The organism is Streptomyces sp. NPDC005070 (assembly GCF_053600395.1).
Window position 1 is genome coordinate 1 of record NZ_JBSFZS010000404.1, and the last position, 2002, is coordinate 2002.

The following is a 2002-nucleotide window of genomic DNA, read 5'->3' on the forward strand; positions in this document are numbered from 1 at the left end:
CAACCCCCAGGGCGACGTCTTCTTCGGCGTCGACAACACCCTGCTCTCCCGCGCGCTCGACAACGGGCTCCTCCAGCGGCGAGACGGCTTGGATCGCCACCTACTGGCTGCTGGGATTCGGCGCGGTCAACGCCACGCTGTACTCGGTGTGGTGGCTGCGTACACGGGACGAGCGGACGTTCCTACGGGGCATACGGACAACGGACATCGACCCGATACGGGCGGCGTGGTGGCTCGGCGCCGCTTGGGAGGGCGCGTCACCCCAGCAGGAGCGCTACGCGGCAGAGGTGGCCGTGAGCCTGCTGGTCCTGGCCGAGGACGCCGAGATCGACGAGGACGGGCGGATCACCGTGCCGCTCGGACGGCTCGGCAGCCAGAGGGACCCGGTCCTCGCCGCGCTCGTGACACTCCTGCGCCGCAACAAGGGGGCCACGTTGTACGAACTGCTCAACGACCCTCCGTTCCAACGGTTCCGGACGGCGCTCGAGGCCCGTCGTGCACCCCTGCGCACATGGTTCGGCTACTACCGCGTACCCGCGCTGACGGCCGCATTCGTCACTGCCTTCGGCATGTCCATGCATGCCATGCTCATGCGCTGCCCCGTCCCCGGGCTGCCCGATCGGGATCCGGGCTACTGGGCCACGGCCTGGATCGTGGTGTGGGCCGCGCTGGCCGCCCTGGCGGCCATCTGGCCCGAGGAGTTGTCCCGTCCCTGGCGGCGATTCACCCGTCGTTGCCGGGCCGCCGTCACCGGGGCACTGGCCGAACGGAGTCCGCACACGGCCTACCGGGTGTACGTCAGCACGTCGGCACCTTCCGATCGACGCCCCCCGGAAGACAAGGCCGTCTCGCAGAACCGGGCCACGGCCGACATCACCGCCAGCAAGCCGTCCCCGTACGACGGTCTCGCCGAGGACCTGGGCCTCGACCTGGCCACGCGATCGGACGCCCACCACGACGGCACCGGAGGCGGGGAGACGGGCGGGGGCGACTGAGCCGGGACGGGCGACGAGGTCCGTGCGACTCGGTTGCGGCCCGCAATCGAGTGTTCCGTTCGGGGAGTCCTCGACGGCCAGGCAGCACCGTGCCGGCCGGCTTCACGGAACAGTTCGGGAACATGTGCCCGGGGCGGACCAGTTGTCCGGGCAGGGTCGAGGCGTCGGCCAGGACCCGGCCGGTGGTCCGGCTGGTGGTCGGCTTGAGAATCGGCACTCGAACAGGCGAGTTGGCAGACGAACGGTCCTTTCCGGCGGGGATGGGGAGCCCTCCGTACGGGCCCCCGGTCATCGGGGCGCTCACCGACGTTCGATTTCGGCCGGTGATCCGTTACGCTGCGGCCCGTAGATCACGAAGGAAGACATGTTCAAGCGACTTGCGACGGCCGCGGTGACGGCGGTACTGATAGCCGGGCTCGGTGCGTGCGGCGGCGGGGGTGACTCCCACGACGAGGGTTCGGACTACTCGGTCGACGTGGGACAGGACACCGGGGGCGTTGCCGGGGAACCTCAGCCGGACACCGCCACCACAGCCGATACGAGCGTGTTCGGCCTCCGGGACGAGGTCCGTCACCGCGCGGCCAGGACCACCCGGGCCACCCGGCCGCACATGACGAAGAAGTGCACCACGACCACGCGGCGGGTCAGACACACGACAAGCACCGGCTCGGGCACCAAGCGGCGTACCCGCACCTGGTACTCCACCGAGCACGCGAAGACCTGCAAGAAGGTCCGCAGCGGAACCGAGACGTACACGCGTGTCGTCCGGCCGGAACGGTGGTGCGTCAGCCTGGACGACGTCGGCGGCGACAAGGGCCGGGACGACGTCTGGTACCAGGTCACGAGAACGGCCTATGACGAGGCCCTCGCCGCGGACCAGCACAAGCGCGTGGATTTCACCCCCAAGGACAGCGGCTGCTGACCGATCGGTGAGCGTTGTCCGCGGGCGGCCGCAGCTCCTCACCGCGTCCGGGTCGAACGGGGCGCGGGAGGGCCCCCTCGGCCCG

Annotated in this window: 2 protein-coding genes; both read left to right on the plus strand. The window is 70.4% G+C overall.

Annotated features, from left to right (window positions below):
* Positions 1 to 995 (plus strand): hypothetical protein (locus ACWEBX_RS39585; protein ID WP_451889544.1); only part of this gene is annotated, 995 nt, incomplete at its 5' end.
* A gap of 364 nt (positions 996 to 1359) precedes the next feature.
* Complete coding sequence (locus ACWEBX_RS39590) at positions 1360 to 1917, plus strand: hypothetical protein (RefSeq protein WP_451889545.1); 558 nt, start codon at positions 1360 to 1362, stop codon at positions 1915 to 1917.
* The last annotated feature ends 85 nt before the right edge of the window (positions 1918 to 2002 follow it).